General features: G+C 45.8%; 17 protein-coding genes. 9 read left to right on the top strand and 8 right to left on the bottom strand.

The features are described from left to right. Position 1: 1 nt before the first annotated feature. The 4 genes from AC1DV1_RS20080 to AC1DV1_RS20065 all read right to left on the bottom strand — a co-directional run bounded on the left by AC1DV1_RS20080 (position 2) and on the right by AC1DV1_RS20065 (position 4,080). Entirely contained in the window at positions 2-505 is a 504-nt protein-coding gene (locus tag AC1DV1_RS20080; protein ID WP_477362503.1) for a hypothetical protein, read from the bottom strand. A gap of 207 nt (positions 506-712) precedes the next feature. Then, positions 713-2,185: a phytoene desaturase family protein gene (locus tag AC1DV1_RS20075; protein WP_477362501.1), complete on the bottom strand. Its 1,473-nt coding sequence runs from the start codon at positions 2,183-2,185 to the stop codon at positions 713-715. Positions 2,186-2,327: 142 nt separating this feature from the next. After that, complete coding sequence (locus tag AC1DV1_RS20070) at positions 2,328-3,257, bottom strand: TIGR01777 family oxidoreductase (protein ID WP_477362499.1); 930 nt, start codon at positions 3,255-3,257, stop codon at positions 2,328-2,330. 4 nt (positions 3,258-3,261) lie between these two features. Continuing rightward, entirely contained in the window at positions 3,262-4,080 is an 819-nt protein-coding gene (locus tag AC1DV1_RS20065; protein ID WP_477362497.1) for a thiol-disulfide oxidoreductase DCC family protein, read from the bottom strand. 499 nt (positions 4,081-4,579) lie between these two features. Between AC1DV1_RS20065 and AC1DV1_RS20060 the strand changes: the two genes are divergently transcribed. Genes AC1DV1_RS20060 through AC1DV1_RS20040 form a run of 5 tightly spaced genes read left to right on the top strand, consistent with a single transcriptional unit; the run spans position 4,580 to position 9,974 of the window. Then, positions 4,580-5,758 carry a glycoside hydrolase family 172 protein gene (locus AC1DV1_RS20060; protein WP_477362495.1) on the top strand — a complete coding sequence of 393 codons (1,179 nt, stop codon included), beginning with the start codon at positions 4,580-4,582 and terminating at the stop codon, positions 5,756-5,758. Continuing rightward, on the top strand, positions 5,758-6,615 hold the full coding sequence (locus tag AC1DV1_RS20055) for a fumarylacetoacetate hydrolase family protein (RefSeq protein ID WP_477362493.1): 858 nt from the start codon (positions 5,758-5,760) through the stop codon (positions 6,613-6,615). The genes AC1DV1_RS20060 and AC1DV1_RS20055 overlap by 1 nt, the downstream gene beginning before the upstream one ends. 4 nt (positions 6,616-6,619) lie before the next feature. Further along, a complete protein-coding gene (locus AC1DV1_RS20050) occupies positions 6,620-7,837 on the top strand; it encodes a DUF6786 family protein (RefSeq protein WP_477362491.1) in 1,218 nt (405 codons plus the stop codon). Positions 7,838-7,874: 37 nt separating this feature from the next. Beyond that, positions 7,875-9,152, top strand: coding sequence for an L-fucose:H+ symporter permease (fucP, locus tag AC1DV1_RS20045; RefSeq protein ID WP_477362489.1), 1,278 nt, complete (start codon positions 7,875-7,877; stop codon positions 9,150-9,152). A gap of 33 nt (positions 9,153-9,185) precedes the next feature. Continuing rightward, positions 9,186-9,974, top strand: coding sequence for an SDR family oxidoreductase (locus tag AC1DV1_RS20040; RefSeq protein WP_477362487.1), 789 nt, complete (start codon positions 9,186-9,188; stop codon positions 9,972-9,974). Positions 9,975-10,088: 114 nt separating this feature from the next. On the opposite strand, the gene AC1DV1_RS20035 is transcribed toward AC1DV1_RS20040, so the two are convergent. Beyond that, complete coding sequence (locus tag AC1DV1_RS20035) at positions 10,089-11,096, bottom strand: LLM class flavin-dependent oxidoreductase (RefSeq protein ID WP_477362485.1); 1,008 nt, start codon at positions 11,094-11,096, stop codon at positions 10,089-10,091. Between the two features lie 230 nt (positions 11,097-11,326). Beyond that, entirely contained in the window at positions 11,327-12,349 is a 1,023-nt protein-coding gene (locus tag AC1DV1_RS20030; RefSeq protein ID WP_477362483.1) for an SDR family NAD(P)-dependent oxidoreductase, read from the bottom strand. 366 nt (positions 12,350-12,715) lie between these two features. Between AC1DV1_RS20030 and AC1DV1_RS20025 the strand changes: the two genes are divergently transcribed. Continuing rightward, on the top strand, positions 12,716-13,852 hold the full coding sequence (locus tag AC1DV1_RS20025; protein ID WP_477362481.1) for an acyltransferase family protein: 1,137 nt from the start codon (positions 12,716-12,718) through the stop codon (positions 13,850-13,852). A 61-nt stretch (positions 13,853-13,913) separates the two neighbouring features. Here the strand turns inward: AC1DV1_RS20025 and AC1DV1_RS20020 are convergent, their stop codons facing one another. Beyond that, complete coding sequence (locus AC1DV1_RS20020) at positions 13,914-14,465, bottom strand: VOC family protein (protein WP_477362479.1); 552 nt, start codon at positions 14,463-14,465, stop codon at positions 13,914-13,916. Between the two features lie 329 nt (positions 14,466-14,794). Next, positions 14,795-16,093 (bottom strand): BamA/TamA family outer membrane protein, encoded by a 1,299-nt coding sequence (locus AC1DV1_RS20015; protein WP_477362477.1) that lies wholly within the window; start codon positions 16,091-16,093, stop codon positions 14,795-14,797. Positions 16,094-16,537: 444 nt separating this feature from the next. Here AC1DV1_RS20015 and flxA point away from each other — a divergent pair, with 444 nt between their 5' ends. The 3 genes from flxA (at position 16,538) to AC1DV1_RS20000 (ending at position 20,196) form a co-directional block, all read left to right on the top strand. Further along, on the top strand, positions 16,538-18,106 hold the full coding sequence (gene flxA / locus AC1DV1_RS20010) for a flexirubin biosynthesis tyrosine ammonia-lyase FlxA (protein ID WP_477362475.1): 1,569 nt from the start codon (positions 16,538-16,540) through the stop codon (positions 18,104-18,106). Between the two features lie 40 nt (positions 18,107-18,146). Further along, positions 18,147-18,875 carry a flexirubin biosynthesis SDR family reductase FlxB gene (gene flxB, locus AC1DV1_RS20005; protein ID WP_477362473.1) on the top strand — a complete coding sequence of 243 codons (729 nt, stop codon included), beginning with the start codon at positions 18,147-18,149 and terminating at the stop codon, positions 18,873-18,875. Positions 18,876-18,978: 103 nt separating this feature from the next. After that, complete coding sequence (locus tag AC1DV1_RS20000; RefSeq protein WP_477362471.1) at positions 18,979-20,196, top strand: beta-ketoacyl-[acyl-carrier-protein] synthase family protein; 1,218 nt, start codon at positions 18,979-18,981, stop codon at positions 20,194-20,196. Positions 20,197-20,201 lie beyond the last annotated feature (5 nt).

Below are 20,201 nucleotides of genomic sequence, written 5' to 3'. Positions count from 1 at the left end.
TTTAACTACTAAAATTTAGCACTTGTGTTTTAAGATAATGCTCAATTACAAGTTTGGCCTCTTCTATATTTTGTATTCCTATCTGGATTTTTTCGCCATTTTTAAATATAATCTGAATACCATTATTAGCTTTTAAGTTATACCCCATTCCGTTTTTATGAGTGCTTCTTAATCTTAAAAAGCGATCGCGGATAAACACCTGGTCAATATTATCCCATTTACATAGTATTTCGACTTTTGAAGGCCTCTCCTTCAGAAAGATGCCTTGCTCGTCAATTTTTATAACCAAGCTTTTAAAAAATACATATTTATCCACCACGATCATAATACCGCAACCGCCAAAAAGTCCAATTCCTATACCAGCCGGGATAGAATTAACCGGTGCGATTAATGAATAGGTAAGTCCCGCAACAAAAACTACTGATAGTATAATTGCGATAAACTTTGCCCCTGGAGTATCAAATTTTTGAGTTTCGGTGAATATCCTATCTGAATTAAAAGACATGATTTTTTAAATATGTTGGTTGAAGATATGTAAAACGTACCGAAATGAAAAGGCAACCCGAAAAGATGGCTTTAACGGTGAAAAAAGAAGTGGCATACTTCCCTTCCCCGATCTGTGTCCTCACAGATAGATATTATCCAGTTGATCCGGTAAACCGACGTTATACCTGCAAGATGCCAGTGAGGATACAGGCATCGGGGAGGTAAATTACTCCTTCAGGAGTTGATCGGCCACGATTTTGCTGCCTACAATACAGGCTACGGTTCCAAGTCCGGGCCAGGTGGTATCGCCCACCATTCTAAAATTTTTTACGCCAATATCGTGGGGCATGGCCTTGAAATTTGAATTGTGTAAATTTTGCCTAACGCCTCCAACTGTGCCATTTATCCTGCCTGTAAATCGCTGATAGGTTCGGGGAGTACCCACCTGGTATACGATGGCGTTTGTTCCCAACTGCGGATAGATCCGCTTGGCCAGGGCGACCAAATGGTTTCCTATATTTTCTTTTTTTAACTGGTATTCTTCTTCGTTAAGATTTTGCCATTCAGCAAGTTTACAATGAGTGGAAATCATTACCGACCTATACCCTTCAGGCGCACTATCTGTGTCGCCGGCGGCCGAAACAGAAATGAACATATTATTCCCGTTGCCTAATGGCAAATCATAATTGTAAAATAGCTGGTGGTGTGTAAGATCCTGGCAGGCTATCTCAGATTCGGGCACACCCAAAAAAACGACTACTGCACTTTCATAGCGATCTTTATCCCTTTTAACATACTGCTCTAAAACTTGCTTTATGTTAGGCGGGGCAATGACCATGGTATTTTCGGCCGGTATCGCACTTATTACCTGGCGGGCCCTGAATTTTCCTTTTCTTGTTATCAGAACATATTCTTTATCCACCATCTCCAATTTTTCAACCTGTTGACCAACCAACAGTACGCCGCCCAATTTTTTATAATGTGCTGCTAAATTTACCCAAAAGCCTCTCATCCCGCCCTTTGCCCTTCGTAACCCCGCGCCCCTGATAGTTATCCCGAGCGCTGCATTAATTAATGGCGCTTCCTCCAGCGTGCTGTTTACCGTATCTTCTACCAGCATAGATAATACAGCTTTTAATTCCCGGTCGTTTTCAAGACCATATTTCTTTAATGCATCTGCCACAGTGTAATTCAAAAAACGCACTAATGATATATTACCAATGCCAATTGCCCTGGCAGCATGTAAAGCATCTGCAACATTTTGAATAGGTAGCTTGATACCTTTGCGGCTTGCATTCCAAAAAACCAATGCCATTTTATCCATTAACGCCCAGAATTTAAGATGAGCAGGGGAATTTCCCAATTTTTCTGCCCTTTCCTGGTGCCATTTACTTTTGTCGCAATATAAGTGGATTGATTTATTGGGCAGCCATAATTGATAATCCAAAGGCTCCGATTCGGGCATTTGTAAACCGACGGCACCAAGCAATTCGCCGCCAATGCCACCTGGTTCAAAATCAACAAGCGTGGTTGCACCAACATCAAAACTAAATCCCTTTTTGGAATAAAAGCCGGCGCAGCCGCCAGGCTGGCCATGTGCCTCTAAAATTAAGGTTGATTTACCTGCCGCCTGGAGTCTCATTGCGGTTGCCATACCAGCAATGCCACATCCTATTATGGCTACGTCGTAATTGTGCATTTGCCAAGATAAATTAATATAACACTTCTTTTTTCCGCGATCTGTGTCCTCACAAATCGCTATCCTTTTGTTGATCCGGTAAGCCGACAGCATAGAGGCGAGATGCCTGTAAGGACACAGGCATAGGGAATAGAGACGATCCCTACCCCCTTATACTCAATATATCATGTATTGCATGCTCAGCCTTTTCATACTGAAAGGTAAACCCGGCATCCATTAAACGCTGCGGTTTCACCCAACGGCTTTTTAATATCAGTTCCGGTTCGGTGCCGATAACCAGGGCGCCAATCTCCAACAGCCATTGTGGTGCGGGCAGGCTAACAGGCATACCATATGCTTTGCGGATGAGTTGCATAAAGTCGGTGTTCTTTTCGGCATACGGTGCGGCACAATTGTATACGCCTTCCGTTTCAGGATGATCAAGCAAAAATTGAGTACTGCGGGCTACATCGTGCTCATGCACCCAGGCCAGGTATTGTTGCCCATCGCCTTGCCGGCCGCCCATTCCTATTTTTACCAGGTTGAGCAGGCGCGGAAAAACACTGCCGCTGCGGCCAAGGGCGATACCCAGCCGCAAAGCTACTTTACGGGTTTCAGGTGTTTCGCACTTAAAGAAAGTGCTTTCCCAAATGTTGCATACGTCGATGCTGAAACCGTAACCTATCTCGCCGGTTGCTTCGTCCTGCGGATGATCTTCGGCATGGCGGTAAATGGTGGCAGAGGTAATGTTGATCCACAACTTTGGCGGATCAACCATTTTATGGATCACATCGCCCAACAGTTTGGTAGGCGTAACACGTGAGGCGATGATCGCGGCCTTGTTCTTTTTGGTATAGCGGCAGTTTACGTTTTTACCGCAAAGGTTAATAAGCATATCGGCGTGAATGAGCTGCACAGTCCATCCGTTTTCTGTTTTGCCATCCCAAACTACCGTGCGGATGTTGCCGACAGCCGGGGCTTGCTTGCGGGCCAGGATAATGACCTCATCGGCCAAATCTTTGTAATATTTGGCCAGCACTGTACCCAGGTAACCATTGCCACCCGCCAGTACTATTTTTTTGTACGCTTTCATGATATCAGTTTAGGATAAGAATCAATAAAACAACACGGTAAGTTACCCAGCTGATGGTCATTACCCAGCCCAATTGCAGCAGTTTTGTACGGCGAATATGCTCCAAAAACATCAGCCCGGCCACTCCTACAAAGAACAACGTACAAATCAATGGCCCGGGATGAAACCAATGGTTAACAGCAAGCGGGATAAGCAATAGCAAACTACCTGCAAAAGATATGGTCATCATGTTGCCCATGTAAGTCCAGATTTTGTCTTTAGCGTAAATGCCGATCACAACACCTTGTACCAATACCTGCCCGCCGCAAATGAGGTATTCGCGGTAAGCATTGCCCGGCGGTACCATGCCCACCAGCAAATTCGCGTAGCGGGTTAATATAAACGCGGTACAAAACCAGGTAAACAGCAGATAAACTATTCGGTAATGGAGTTTAAAAGAAGGTTTGTAAGCAAAATCCGTGGCCTCATGAACAGGCGGAATAATTACCCTCCTGTTGTAGGAGATAAAAGCGTAAATCTTGCTCATGAGCCAAATAAAAGGTTTAAAAGCAAACAAAGGGGTAAATATGGGCCAGGCGTTGCCCAGTATTTTAAACAGGCTTTTGATACCATAAGTAACCTCGCCGCTTTTAAGGTTAATGAGGGCAATTTCGTTAACTGCCCTTTGCCTGTCATAAACCGGGCAGGTGTTTTGGGGCATGGTTTGGTAAGCAGCCCTGCCGCCATCATCAAGCATGCCGGTTTTTACAAAGGCTTTGGTATAAACACTACACATGGGACATTCGGCATCGAAAAGGATCATGTGGTTATTAAGCGTTTTCATTGTTGCGGGTTTTTACTATTCCTGATTGATGACACAAAGATATAGTTTATTTTATATTTTCAATAATTATTGAAAATATAAAATTTGAACGTTTTACTTAAGGAAAAGAAACTTTTAAACCCGGTCAGGCTATCTGCAATTATCCAAAATCCACAAAGCTTTTCACGGTTGTAAGGGATAAAACAACACTCTTTACAATTATCAGGATTGGTCAGGCTATCTTGCATAATTATCGCAACTGCAAGAATGAAAAAGGTGGGCTTTATTGGCATGCCTGAGCCTGGCACGGAAAGATTTTGCGTGGATTAGTCCCCATGCTAATATCCTTGAAGTTTATGCTAATAAAGCAGGTTGTAATAAAAAAAATTATCTTTATGATTGTGACCGGCTTTGGGCTTATTGTGCATAAAGCAAGCGTTACAGCAAATAAATAAGGTATTGCATTTTACCAATTGATGCATTATTGATTTTTTACTAACAAATAACCTATGTTTTTAAGATGAAAAATTATGTTTTGTTATTGTTTAGCTGGATGTTTGTTTTGCTGGCATCACCAGCCGCGTTTGCCCAAAAAAAGTTTAATGGCCTTGATGTTGGCCTGGGCAACCTGTACCGCACCAGCGATGCCAAAACCCGGTCGATAAGTCCGGAGAATTTTAATGGTGAAAAAGGTAAGGGCGGTATGGCCACTACCGGTACTGGAGGTAACGCATCGCGCGATTTGGGTCAAACCTGGAAGGTGAGCCCAAGTGTAGTGATCAAAAAACACACCACATTTACCATTGCCGAAATTAACGAAAGTGGTGCCATTCAGCACATCTGGATGACGCCTACAGGCAACTGGCGCTACAGCATCCTTCGCTTTTACTGGGACGACGAAACCACCCCATCTGTTGAGGTACCCGTTGGCGACTTTTTTTGCATGGGCTGGGGTAAGTATTCGCCCCTCGCCAGTTTAGCCGTGGCTGTTAACCCGGGCAGTGCTTTTAACTGCTACTGGCCTATGCCATTCCGCAAAAAATGCCGCATCACCATGGAAAATATTGATGATAACGATATGGTGCTCTATTACCAGGTTGATTATACGCTTACAGATATTCCGGATGATGCGGGTTACTTTCATGCGCAGTTTCGCCGTACCAATCCCCTGCCCTATAAAAAAGATTATGTTTTGGTGGATAGTATTGTAGGCAAGGGACAGTATGTGGGCACTTATTTAGCCTATGGCAGCCACAAAAACGGCTGGTGGGGCGAGGGCGAGATTAAGTTTTTTATGGATGGCGATACCAAATTCCCTACTATAAACGGCACCGGTACCGAGGATTATTTTTGCGGATCATATGACTTTGATACCCGCCACAAGGACGCCAACGGCAAAGAGAAGAACGAAACCGAATACACCGAATTTAATACGCCCTACAGCGGCCTTGCCCAGGTAATTGGCGGCGACGGCCACTATACCGTAGCCCAGCGCTTTGGCCTATACCGCTGGCATATTGTTGATCCCATCAGGTTTGAAAAAAGCCTGAAAGTAACCATCCAGGCACTGGGCTGGCGACACGATGGGCGGTATATGCCTTTGCAGGACGATATTGCATCTACCGTGTTTTGGTACCAGACCGGCCCAACTAACCCATTCCCCAAATTACCGTCGCGCGACGAACTTGAAGTAAACTGATGAAGCTATACAAAATTGCCAAAGGCATCCTGCTGGAGCATGAAGGTGCCGCTTACATTATTGATGACAGCTGGGATAAACTGGTAAACCGCGATAACCTGGCCGCCTACCTGCAATCCGTTATCGACGATACTACGCCGTTAACTGCCGGTGTACACCAGGAATTTACCAACAGCCAGGCGCTGCCGCCCATTGGCACGCAGGAGGTTTGGGCTGCCGGCGTAACCTATTTAAAAAGTCGCGACGCCCGGATGGAAGAATCAGAAAGCTCGGGCGGTGCCAGTTTATACGATAAGGTTTATGATGCCGCAAGGCCCGAACTGTTTTTTAAAGCCACGCACTACAGGGTGAGCGGCCATGGCGGAGAGGTGTACATCCGCAAAGATTCGGAATGGAACGTGCCCRAACCCGAGCTAACACTGTACATCAACAGCAAAGGCAATATCCAGGGCTATACCATCGGCAACGATATGAGTTCGCGCAGTATTGAGGGCGAAAATGCCTTGTACCTGCCACAAGCCAAAATCTACGAAAAAAGTGCCGCGCTCGGCCCATGCTTATATGTAAGTGCAGAGCCATTGCCTGCTGATTCGGCCATCAAACTGCTTATCAAAAGCGACGGCGCCGCGGTGTATCAGGATGAAACCACCATATCGCGCATAAAACGCTCTTTTACCGAACTGGTGGGCTATTTATATGCCGAGTGCGATTTTCCGCAGGGCTGTTACCTCATGACGGGTACCTGCCTGGTGCCGCCGCCAACGTTTACTTTGCAGCAGGGCGATGAGGTTTATATTACGATAGACCACATCGGCACTATGATCAACACCATCGGCATTAACCCAAAACATAAGTAAGCCAATGAGGAATTTGAAGATAGCTTATTTTATGCTGATAGCTGCAAGCCTTAATTCCTGCACCATGCGAATGCCGGATGCCTTACCCGGAGAATTCCGTTATGATCATCTCTTTTTAGAAAAACACGATAAAGGTCTTATTCTTTTAATTACGAAAGACTTAAATAGCGCAATCCTGGTTTCGCCAAAATACCAGGCCAAGGTGTTTACATCAACAGCTGATGGGATTACCTTTGGGAAAAGTTTTGGCTGGATAAAATACGAAACCTTCGACCTGAAACAACCCGACCCGCATATGAACGCTTTTGGCGGCGAAGACAGGCTTTGGCTTGGCCCCGAGGGAGGCAGGTTCTCGCTGTTCTTTAAACCGGGTACCAAAATGGATTTTGATAACTGGCATACCCCGGCCGCGGTTGATAATGAAAGCTGGCAACTGGTTTCCTCGTCGGATACCAGGGTATCTATGAGCAAAGCTACCCGGCTGCAAAACTATGCGGGCACGCAGCTGGATATCAAACTCGACAGGGACATCGAGATCCTGGAACCGGAAGTGATTAACCAGTTGTTGGGCATCAGCCCGGATTCCACCATAAAAATGGTTGGCTTCAGTACTATAAATACCATTACCAACACCGGCAGAACAGCCTGGAACGAAACCACCGGCGCCCCCTGCCTCTGGAACCTGGATATGTTTACCCCATCGCCCAAAACAGTTATTGTGGTACCTTACATTGATAGCGCAACAGGCAAGGTTGCCACCACCAATTATTTTGGCGAGATTGCTAAAGACCGCGTCAACTACAACAAAGGCATCCTGTTGTTTAAGGCCGATGGCAAATCGCGCGGCAAACTGGGCATCCCGCCAAACCGGGCCAAAAACGTAGCCGGCAGCTATGATGCCAGTAACCGGGTGCTAACCATCACCGTTTTTGATATCGACAGCAGCGCCAAATACCTTAACCAGGAATGGAAAACCGATACCGCCCCCTTCAGCGGCGATGCGGTGAATGCCTATAACGATGGCCCGCTGGCAGATGGCAAACAAATGGGTCCTTTTTACGAAATTGAAAGCGTATCGCCCCCCGCTTTTTTAAAACCCGGCCAAAAGCTGGCGCACAAACACAGCGTATTCCACTTTACCGGTGATGAAAAGGCGCTTAATACCATCGCCCTGAAAACCCTGGGAGTTTCAATAAAAGACATTACATCAGCATTAAAATAAAAGCATCCCGATAAACCAATTATAACAAAACCCAATTATGTCAAAAAATAAAAATACGCTTGCTGTGGTCTTAATAACATCCCTGTTCTTTATCTGGGGATTTGCGTTAAATCTTAACCCGATACTGATACCGCACTTAAAAAAGGCCTGCCAGCTAAGTGATCTGCAATCATCACTGGTAGATTCTGCAGCGTATTTTGCTTACTTTTTGCTGCCCATACCAGCTGCCCAGTTTATGAAACGTTATGGTTATAAAGGGGGCATCCTGTTTGGTTTAATACTTTTTTCGGTTGGTGCATTCCTGTTTTTCCCGGCATCAATTGTGCGTAACTACGCGTTTTTCCTGGGGGCGCTGTTCATCATATTTTCGGGTGCTGCCTTTTTAGAAACTGCTGCCAATCCATACATCAGCGTGTTAGGGGATCCGGATAGCGCTACGCAGCGTATCAACTTTGCACAAACGTTTAACGGTCTTGCAGCGGTATTGGCATCTTATTTAGGAGGCAAGGCCATACTATCGGGCAAAGTACTTACGCCCGACCAGGAGAAGGGCATGTCATCATTACAACTGAATAACTATTTAAATAAAGAGGCTTCATCCGTACAATTGCCCTTCCTGATCATCGCAGTTACAGTGCTTATAGTGGCTATCCTGTTATGGCGTACGCATTTGCCCGAAATTGTTGAAGAAGGCGAAGGCCTGTCACAGCACGAAGACCGCACTTTTTTGGAGCGTATTGCCGACTTATTGAACGAAAAGGGTTTAAGGTTTGGGGTAGTAGCGCAATTTTTTTATGTAGGCGGGCAGGCCTGTGTAGGAAGTTTTCTGATCCGTTTTTCTGAAAGGGTAGCGGGCGTAGATGAGGCAGCGGCCAATAATTACCTTACAATGGCCCTTTTCGCTTTTCTGGCAGGCCGGTTTATTGGCACTTTCCTGATGTCATTCATCAACCCCGTAAAACTGCTGGCTATTTATGGTATCACCAATGTAGCGCTTATTGTGCTTTCGGTGTTTTTACACGGTAAGTTCCCGGTTTACGCGTTAATTGGGGTAGAGTTTTTTATGTCGATCATGTTCCCTACTATATTCTCGTTAAGTATCCGCGGATTGGGGGCCAAAACCAAAGAGGGTTCATCACTGGTAATCATGGCTATAGTAGGCGGTGCTATTTTCCCGCCAATAATGGGCAAACTATCTGATATGACCAATATCCAGATTGCGTACCTGGTACCGGCGGCCTGCTTTTTGTTTGTTTTTTACTTTGCCATGCGCAACTTAAAAGTAAAAGAGGTGAAACTTACCGTATCCCACTAGCAAATCAATTTTTATAACGAATACCCATATACCATGAATTTACAACTTACAGATAAAGTAATTATAGTAACAGGCGGCGCAAAAGGCATAGGCGAGGGAATTGTTAAAGTTTTGGCTGCCGAGGGCGCCATCCCGGTTATTATAGGCCGCAGCGAGGCCGATAACCTTAAAGTGGTTCATGAAATTGAAGCCGCCGGTGGCCGGGCATTCCAGGTTGCTGCCGAACTTACCAACCCTAAGGCCAATGAAAATGCCATTACCGCCACCGTAGCCAAATATGGCCGCATAGATGGCCTGGTAAATAACGCTGGTGTAAACGACGGTGTAGGCCTGGAAGACGGTAACTACGAGGCCTTCATCGCGTCACTGCATAAAAATGTGGTGCACTATTACCTGATGGCCCATTACGCGCTGCCCGAGTTGATCAAATCCAAAGGCGCTATCGTCAACATTACCTCCAAAACTGCCGACACCGGCCAGGGTCACACCTCGGGATACGCGGCGGCAAACGGCGGGCGTAATGCCTTAACCCGCGAGTGGGCTGTAGAGCTGTTGAAATACGGGATCCGTGTAAACGCCGTTGTAGTGGCCGAGTGCTGGACCCCGCTGTACGAAACCTGGCTAAACAAAATGACCGACCCGGAAGCCAAGCTCAAAGAAATTCAATCAAAAATCCCCCTGGGCAACCGCATGACCACCGCCGAAGAGCTGGCCAACACTACCGCCTTCCTGCTCTCGCCCATATCCAGCCATACCACCGGCCAACTGGTATACGTCGACGGCGGCTACACGCATTTGGATAGGGCTTTGGCTAACGCTTAGGGGGAGAAGCAAGAGTCAAGAATCAAGAGTTAAGACTTTTGAACGTGAAGCCGGTCTGTTAGAAAAGAGACTGGCTTCACTTATTCTTCCCACTCACCACTCAAAACTCACAACTCACCCCTTCACCACTTCCGCAAACAACCTGTACGATTTCAGCTTCGCTTCACTATCGTAAATATGCGATGTTGCCATAATTTCGTCTACCCCGTTTTCTGCCACAAAGTCGGTTAGCGCGGCGGTTATTTTTTGCTTGCTGCCTATGAACGAGTAGGCCAGCATCTGCATTACGGCTTCCTCTTCAAACACGTTCCAGATGTGGGCCATGCTTTCAACCGGGGGTTGCAGCAGGCGGCGTTTGCCGGTAACAATGCCCATAAACATTTGCTTAACGCTGGTGGCCAGGTATTCGGCTTCCTCGTCGGTATCGGCGGCTACTACGTTTACGCAGGCCATTACGTAAGGCTCCTGCAACACTGCCGAAGGTTTAAAGTTATCCCGGTATATTTTAATGGCCTCTTTAAAGTAGGCCGGCGCAAAGTGACTGGCGAAGGCATAAGGCAAGCCCTTGGCCGCAGCAAGCCGGGCGCTATCCGTGCTCGATCCTAATATCCATATCGGCACCTCCAGCCCCTCGCCGGGAATGGCGCGAACTTTGGCATCGGCATTATCTGCCGAAAAATATTTTTGCAGCGCCTCCACATCCCGGGGGAAGTGAAACGACGCGTTCATGTTCTCGCCCCTGATGGCCATGGCGGTTACCTGGTCGGTGCCTGGGGCGCGGCCAAGGCCAAGGTCAATCCGGTTGGGGTATAGGGTGGCCAGGGTGCCAAACTGCTCGGCCACCACCAGCGGTGAATGATTGGGCAGCATAATACCGCCCGAACCCACGCGGATGCTTTGCGTATTGCCCGCCACATACCCAATCAGTAACGATGTGGCCGAACTTGCCACCGCAATCATATTATGATGCTCGGCAAACCAGTAACGCGTATAGCCCAACTGCTCGGCCCGCCGGGCGTTTTGCAGGCTCAACCTGTAGGTATCCGCAATAGGGTGCCCCTCAACCACGGTAGCCAAATCCAGTACCGAATAAGCCAGCTTATCCAATGTTTTTAAACTCATACCACAAATTTAAACCTAAACCCCGCAGCAATGCGAGACCCTAAGGCAGATATGACTTTGGCTAAACAATAGCCTCCCGACACCGTCATGCGGGGGTAAAAAACGGGGAAGTCTTAGCCTGCGTTCAAGGTCAATGTTTTTGTGTTGGAAAATCCCAGACTTACGTTTTTGCAACTTTAAGCCTTTTGCCTGTCACTCTCCTTTGGCCGGTCTGGTAATGGATACCACTATCAATCAGCCCTAAATAATACCCCTGTCATTTCTTCGCTCAATGCCCACAGCTTTCCTGCATTTTCGGCATTTACCGAGTATGGTTTTACACCCCTCAGGGATGAAGGATCGCTGTAGTCATGATTAATATTTCCCTCGTCAAGTTCGGCCACATCGGCATCTTCACAATAAACACCGCCTATGCCATTTAATTGCGGGCTGGTAGCGCACCAAACCGAAGTAGCAGCACCCTGATCAACATTTTTAAGTTTGGCTGCCACTTCTGGCTTAATGTTACCGTCCTGGTCATGGGTGCCCATTTGCTGAAATAAAGCCATAGGGGCTACGCGGCCCAGGTCGGTGCCGATTACCGAACCGGGATGTGCCGAAAAAGCGCGCACATTAAAAGCCTCGCCCCGGTGGTCAAGCTCTACCGCGAAAAGATTATTGGCCGATTTGGATTGGCCGTAACCCTGTAACGTTTCATAATCACGGTTGATAAAATTGGGATCGTCAAAATTGAACGGAGCAATTTGGTGGCCAAAAGAAGATACATTAAGCACCCGCGCGCCATTTGCTTTACGCAAAGCGGGCCAAAGCCTGGCCGTTAACTGAAAATGACCCAAATGGTTGGTAGATAGCTGTGACTCATATCCCCGCCCGTCCCGTTGCAGTGGCACCCACATAATGCCGGCATTGTTAATAAGGATATGCAGAGTACCATGAACCGCGAGGAATTTTGCTGCGAACGCATCGATGGATTCCGGCTGCTGTAAGTCCATTTCTTCAATTATTATGTTGGCCGTTCCCTTTAAGTTATTAGCGGCTTTACTGCTATCGCGGGCTGGTACAATTACCGTTGCGCCGGCCGCAGCCAGTGTTTTTACTGTTTGGAGGCCAATGCCAGCGTAACCGCCGGTAACAATGGCGGTTTTGCCATTAAGGTCAATCCCTTTTATAACATCATGAACAGTAGATGTTGCATTAAACCCTGATTGGAGCGGTTGCTGTAGGGCTCCGTTATAATTGTCTTTTAAGTTCATCGTTTTTTGATTTTATTTTCAAGACAAAACTAACGGCGTCAGGGAAAAACAGGTTTGTTTAAAACATCAAACTGCTTTGTTTAAAACGTCAAAAAAAACAGGCCCGAAGCAAACGAACTTTTATGCTTTGGTTTATTGAAGCCAACTTTCTTTTCATCGCGTGCAAAACAACATCGTTTAGCCTTATTGTCAATTTAAAAGTTTTATTTATCATTGCGTCACAAAAACGCATAGGGTTGCCCCTGTTCAATAAACCGGTTATAACATTACATTTCTTCTTGTATTTAAATAAAATAAAGCATATTTATAATTCGTGCCGCGTTGGCACAGCCAAAGCCATACAAAACCTTTAACACTTTTAAACTAATGACCCAAACTCCTGCGTACCTCGAATCAAAAAGCCATTATAAAATTTTAGACGGACTGCGCGGTGTAGCCGCCCTGTTAGTGGTAACCTTCCACATTCTGGAGGCCAACAATGGTGGCAGTCGCTTTGCCCAGATCATTAATCACGGCTACCTGGCTGTCGATTTCTTTTTCCTGCTATCGGGCTTCGTTGTTGCTTATGCTTATGATGACCGTTGGGGCAAAATGAGTCAATGGGAGTTTTATAAGCGCAGGCTGGTACGTTTACAACCAATGGTTATTATGGGAAGTATCATTGGTGCCATATTTTTTTATTTGCAGGCATCGCCAACGGTGTTCCCGCTAATAAGCGCAACGCCGGTTTGGAAAATGCTTTTGGTTATGGTGATTGGTTGTACACTAATCCCGATACCTATATCGATGGACATTCGCGGATGGCAGGAAATGCACCCGCTGGATGGGCCTGCCTGGTCGCTGTTTTTTGAGTACATAGCCAATATTTTGTACGCGGTAATTGTACGCCACTTTTCAAAAACAGTACTTGCCATATTTGTGGCCTTATTTGCCGGCTTGCTTATCAACTACCTGGTAACAGGGCCGCAGGGCGATGTTATAGGTGGCTGGAGTATCAATAAACAGCAAATGAGCATAGGCTTTATACGATTGCTCTACCCGTTTTTTGCCGGGGTGCTGCTTTCTCGCTTAGGAAAGCTTATCCACATTAAAAGCGCATTTGCGGTATGTAGCATACTTGTTTTTATTGTACTTGCTATCCCCAGAATTGGCGGCACAGGACAGCTTTGGATGAACGGTTTATACGAAGCGTTTGTGATTATTATCATGTTCCCGCTTATTGTTGCCATTGGGGCCGGCGGCGAGCTAACCGGCAAAACAGCCACCAAAGTGTGTAAGTTTTTTGGCGATATTTCTTATCCCATTTATATAACCCACTACCCTTTAATTTATTGGTACACCGCCTGGGTTATTGATAATAAAGTGCCCATGGGCTACAGCCTTTGCATTGGCTCGGTAGTGCTGGTTAGCAGCATAGCCATTGCTTATGCCTGCCTTAAATTGTATGATGAACCTGTTCGCGAATGGCTCAGGAAACGTTTTTTGGTAAAAAAGGCACAATGATATAATCGATGAAGTGCATCGATTACAAAGCGGGAGATTTGTAAGTCTCCCGCTTTTGTTTTTAGTGTGCAGCTTTGTTTTCAAAAAACCTTTTCTGGGATTTCAGGGCTCCATCTAACGATTTTTGAATATAGGCAATCCCCTCTATCGCTTCAGGGGTTGATGCTCTTTGGGCAATTTCTACCGGATTGGTAAAATCAACTTCTTCAACGCGTTGGTTAATCCACCAAAGGTTACCAAAGGGATCTAAAACCCGGCAAACCTTTTCTCCAAAATAAAGCGTAGTTATGTCGGTAACCGATTTAGCCCCCAGTTGTAAAGCTTTTTGATAGGCGTTTTCAACATCGTCCACATACAAATTCAAAAACGACGGCGTTGATGCCCAGTCGGTTCTTGAATCAAATAACATAACCAAGGCGTCTCCAATTTTCACTACCACATGTATAATTACGCCTTTATTATTGGTAATCCTGCTATTTGGAACTTCTTGGGCATCAAATGCGGCTACCAAAAACGCAATTAAACTGGCGGATGATGGCGATATGATCCATGGCGTTATTGATGTATAATCATCTGGTATCGTTTTGATTTTTTGCGAATCGAAGCTTCTCATGATTTTCTGTTTTAATTTTTAACAAAATTACCGGTAGCGAATGACAGCCCTATGTCAGTAGGATTGAAATTAATTTTTAATGGGGGAAGAACGAAAATCGGCGAGAGACTAAAGTTTTTAAAGCTTCGTAGGCAAAGGGCTTACAACATGTGATGAGTAGGTCGTCAAAACCTAACGGGAAGGGGCTCTAAGTACTATCCTTCGATAAGCTGCTGATGACAGCGCCGTTTTTTGCTTCATCGCGCTAAATATCTGGAAACTATATACGGTTATGAATTACCGGCAGATCCTTCATTGCCCAGGATGACAGAAATGGTGTGGTAAAACCCCTAAAAAGCCTCGTTCAAACCCAAAAAGAAGCCTTTTGAGCCAAACTTGCCAAAGGCATAGTCGAGGCATAAATTGGTCCTGGTAGCTTTGTTAAACAGCACCCGCAAACCACCGCCGCCACCGGGCTGAAATTTTTGGAACAGTTTGGTCCCGGCTTCGTCATTGGCGGTTTGCTCGTTAAAAAAAGCAACCCCGCTTATAAATTTGTTTTTGAGGATAGGGAAGCGGTATTCCACTTCGCTGTAGTTAAACCTGGTACCCTTAAAATAACCGGTAGTATAGCCCCGGCCGCTGCGGAAACTGCCATCTTTGGCCGTACCGGGCAATTCAAGATAGGGTATATCGCCGCTAATCAGGTACGAACCCCAATTCCAAAAGGCAATAACATGCTCCGGGTTTTCTGACGACAAGCTAAAATACTTCCTGAAATCGGTAGTAAACTGTACCGCGCTTTTGGTACTGCCCATCCAGATTTGGTTAACCCGGAAACCGGCATCTGCATAAATTCCTTTATAAGCACGGTTCTGATTATCTCGGGTGGTGTACTGAACGTTAAAAAGCAAACCATCGGCCCGGTAACTGTCCCGCTTAAATCCGTGCTCGTCACTATAAATATTATATGGGGTTAAATGGTTGGTGGTATCTGCCTTGTCCTGAATTTTGGTACGGATGTCAAATGACACCCCGGCGCCTACAAACAGGTTTTTCTCTACTTCCTTGTAAACCTTTTCGCGCAGGTTTAAATATATGGAATGATATGCGCGGCCTTTACGGTTGGCATTAACAAGCGCCTGGTCGGCTGCGCTGCCTCCCGGATCGGGCAGGCCTATCCCTAAGCCATAATCGGGCGTAACGCTTTTGGCCGCCACTATGTTACCCTGAAAATTCCACTTGTTACCTGGAGTATAAAGATTATGATTGATGTAAAAATAAAGAATGCCTTTTGTAGTATACGATACTGAAGTTGCCGCAACCGATAATAGCGTATTCGGGTCGCCTCCTAATTTACGCCCTGCCACGGCCTTTATGCCCAGCTGAAACCCAATACTGGGGTTAGAAGCGATATTGGGAATAACTGTTATGCCCGAAGGCTTTTTGAAAACAGAATCGGGCTTCTTTTTGGGGTGTAAAACATCTGTTACCAGGTTGCCAAAATCATACTGTTTTGAAATATCATTGGCTTTTTTCTGAAACTTCACCGAATCGGCATGATGTTTTATTGAATCTGTTTTCAGGGTATCGTGGGGTACTACTTCCTGCCCATAAACATAGCCTTGTACAGCTATCAATGCGGGCAATAATAAAATTTTAAATACGAAGTAAAACCGGTTGTTTATATTGTTTTGCTGCACTATCAGGATTGAAAAATATTAAACTTCAACTACTTATCAGGGCCCTTAAAACACAGGGCCAATTTTTAAACCTGAAAACCATTGAAATGTTTGATGTTAAAACCGCCAATACACACTTACAGGGAGTAGGCTCTAGTGGATCCGGTTAATAACTTCGCCCAAAGTACCCTGATTAATGTCCCTGTAACGTTTTGAATACTTCTATCGTCTGCGTATTTACATAAACGGTTTAATAACCTTGGGGCGGTTATTTATATATGGTATTTGCTTTTGGTGGGGCATCAATAAAGAACTTAAATAGTATCATATCTGAAATATTTATCCTATTTTCGGACGTTTTTTGTGTGAATTTTTAATGAAGTTTCTTTTTTAATATAATAATTTTAGTTCATGATACATATAGGGGCGCGGTACCTTACTGCCGATGATTTTTCTAAGATTTTGTTTGATGGCGAGGAAGTTGGCTTGGATGCATCGGTTGTTAAGAATGTTGAGGTTAATTACCAGTTTTTGCAGGGTTTCTCTTCAAACAAGCTCATATACGGCATTAACACCGGTTTCGGGCCAATGGCCCAGTATAAGGTGAGCGAAGAAAATTTGCTGCAGTTACAATACAACCTTATCCGCAGCCATGCTTCGGGTGGTGGTAATTTAATGCAGCCCCTGCTGGTTAAAGCCCTGATGATTGCCAGGCTGAACAGCTTTATGCAGGCCCGTTCGGGCGTGCACACCGATTTGCCCGAGCTGCTTACCCAATTAATTAATAAAAATGTTGCACCCAATGTATTTGAACATGGCGGTGTAGGCGCATCCGGCGATTTAGTGCAACTGGCCCATCTGGCGCTGGTTTTAATTGGCGAAGGCGAATCAAGTTACAAAGGCGAGCAGCACGACACTGCCGAATTGTTTAAAGAACTGGGCATCGAGCCGCTATCTATAAAAATCCGCGAAGGCCTTGCCATTATCAATGGCACATCGGCCATGACGGGTATTGGTATGGTAAACATTATCCAGGCCAAAAAACTGCTGGAATGGTCAATCGTACTATCGTCTATGATAAACGAAGTGGTGCAGGCTTTTGATGACCATTACTCTTACGAGCTAAATGTGGTAAAACACCACCGCGGCCAAAACGAAGTAGCCGCCATTATGCGCGATGTACTTACCGGCAGCAAAATGATCCGCGACCGGTCCGAACACTTATATAACCCCGATAACCTTAACCAGGAAGTGTTTTTGGACAAGGTGCAGGAATACTATTCCCTACGCTGCGTAACCCAGGTTTTGGGGCCCGTTTACGATACCATTTTTGAAGTGGAGCGCGTTGTTACTGATGAATTGAACTCGGTAAATGACAACCCGGTTATTGATCATGAAGCCAAAAACATTTTCCATGGCGGTAATTTCCATGGCGATTATGTTTCCCTGGCTATGGATAAACTGAAAATAGCTATTACCAAATTGTGTATGCTTTCCGAAAGGCAATTAAACTATCTGCTTAACGAGAAGCTAAACCATAAATTTCCGCCTTTTGTTAACCTGGGCGTGCTGGGTTTTAACTTTGGGATGCAGGGTATGCAGTTTACGGCTACATCAACCACCGCCGAGAACCAGACCCTATCGTACCCAATGTACCTGCACAGTATTCCTAACAATAATGACAACCAGGATATTGTAAGCATGGGCTGCAACGCGGCATTAATGACCAAGCGCGTTATAGATAATACTTTTGAAGTGCTGGCCATACAAATGATGGCTATTTTACAAGCTATCGATCACCTGGATTGCAGCGAAAAGCTATCACCGACAACCCATACCGTTTATACCGATCTGCGGGCTATATTCCCTAAATTTATTGAGGATAAGCCAAAGTATAAGGATATCGTGAACGTGAAGCAATACTTTGAAAAAGCGGAACATGTGCACCTGATTAAAAAGAGAAATTCCCATATTTTATAATTACAAGCAGATACTCAGGCAACAATTAACAGATCAGAATATGAAATGCGCATTAGTAACAGGCGGATCAAGAGGAATAGGCCGCGCCGTCTGCTATAAACTGGCCAATATGGGGTACTACGTGCTTATTAATTATAAAAGCAACCAGGCAGAAGCCAACAATACTTTAGCTGCAATTAAAGAAAACGGCGGTGATGGCGAGGTTATGAAATTCGACGTAGCCAGCAAGGAAGATATCCGCGCCGTATTGGGCGGCTGGGTTGAAACCAATACCGAAAAATATATTGAAGTGCTGGTAAATAATGCCGGCATTAAGGATGATACCCTGATGATGTGGATGAAAGATGAACAGTGGGACAGCGTATTAAACACCAGTTTAGGGGGCTTTTTTTATGTAACCCAGGCTGTTTTAAACGGTATGCTGGTTAAAAAATATGGCCGCATTATCAATGTGGTATCTTTATCGGGCTTAAAAGGCTTGCCCGGCCAGGTTAATTACTCGGCCGCCAAGGCTGGTGTAATTGGCGCAACCAAGGCACTGGCGCAGGAAATTGCCCGCCGCGGTGTTACCGTTAATGCCGTTGCCCCTGGCTTTATTAAAACAGATATGACCGAAGGTTTGGATGAAAAAGAGCTTAAATCCATGATACCTATTAAACGCTTTGGCACCCCCGAAGAAGTGGCCAGCGTGGTGGGCTTTTTAGCATCGCCCGAAGCTTCCTACATCACAGCCGAGGTGATTTCTGTTAATGGCGGTTTGTATTCATAATTAATCATTTGTTCATATAAACATGCACATTAATATTTCGGGATTAAATAATTTTATTTAGTTTTAAAGGTATTTGTTAATTGATTAAGCCGGTATTAGCGTTATGAATAGAGTTGTGATTACAGGGATGGGGATTTACTCGTGCATTGGGAAAACCCAGGACGAGGTGAGAGACTCGCTTTTCCACGGCAAATCGGGAATCCTGCTTGATTCTATGCGCAAGGAGTTTGGTTACAGGTCTGGCTTAACCGGCTTTGTTGACAGGCCCAACTTAAAAGAAAAGCTCGACAGGCGTTCGCGCATTATGTTGCCCGAACAGGGCGAGTATGCCTATATGGCCACCATTGAGGCCCTGGCCCAGGCCGGCATCGATATGGATTACCTTGATCAAAACGAAATAGGCATCCTTTACGGTAACGATAGTTCGGCCAAACCGGTTATTGATTGTACCGATATCATCCGCGTAAAAAAAGACACTATGCTGGTAGGCTCAGGAGCGGTTTTCCAAACCATGAACTCCACCGTGAGCATGAACCTGGCCACCATATTCAAATTAAAAGGCATCAACCTTACCGTTAGCGCAGCTTGTGCCAGCGGCTCACACGCCATCGGCCTGGGCTATCATCTCATTAAAAGCGGCCTGCAGAAAGGCATTATCTGCGGCGGTGCCCAGGAGCTTAACCATTTTTCGATGGGTAGCTTTGATGCACTTTCGGCTTTCTCGACATTGGAAAGTACGCCGACCAAGGCATCGCGCCCCTTTGATAAAAGCCGGGATGGCCTGGTGCCAAGCGGTGGCGCGGCTACCGTGATTTTAGAAAGCCTGGAATCGGCACAACGCCGCGGCGCAACTATTTTGGGCGAGGTTATCGGCTACGGATTTTCATCAAACGGCGGCCACATATCCAACCCTACCGTTGGCGGCCCGGTACGCTCACTGGCCATGGCCCTGAAGGACGCGGGTATGACTGCGGCCGATATTGATTACATAAACGCCCATGCCACATCAACCCCAGCGGGTGATGCCAGCGAGGCTAAAGCTATTCACGAGGTTTTTGGATCCAGCAAGCCGCTGGTAAGCTCAACCAAATCCATGACAGGCCACGAGTGCTGGATGGCCGGCGCAAGCGAGATTGTATACTCTATGCTGATGATGCAAAACTCGTTCATCGCGCCAAATATTAACTTCGAAACCCCCGACGAGGATTCGGCTAAGTTAAATATCGCTACTACCACCATCGAACGCAATTTCGACGTATTTTTGTCGAACTCTTTTGGCTTTGGCGGAACAAATTCGTCGCTGATTATTAAAAAATATTGATTAAC

The organism is Mucilaginibacter sp. P4_D1, assembly GCF_056401935.1.
This window is presented reverse-complemented; position numbering and strand designations above follow the sequence as displayed.